1 protein-coding gene is annotated in these 218 nt (G+C 42.2%); it reads right to left on the bottom strand.

Going from position 1 to position 218, the window contains the following annotated elements:
• On the bottom strand, window positions 1-218 hold a 218-nt coding region (locus WFZ86_RS20335), incomplete at both ends, for a hypothetical protein (RefSeq protein ID WP_342693643.1).

Raw genomic sequence — 218 nt, 5'->3', positions numbered from 1 at the left:
GTATTCGATGCATTGTAATTGCTAATCGTACTGGTTTCTGCTGACGAACAAGACGCTGCTGTCGAACTAATTGTCGGAACAGCTGGCGTAACCAATTGCGCTGCATTGTTAAAGATGGCTGATGCTACTGAGGTACAACTTCCATTGCCTGATGTTACTGTATAATCTGTTCCAACGATCAATCCACTAATTAATCCTGTGGTGGTGTTGATTGTAAT

Source organism: Flavobacterium polysaccharolyticum (genome assembly GCF_038739875.1).
GTDB lineage: Bacteria > Bacteroidota > Bacteroidia > Flavobacteriales > Flavobacteriaceae > Flavobacterium > Flavobacterium polysaccharolyticum.
This window is presented reverse-complemented; position numbering and strand designations above follow the sequence as displayed.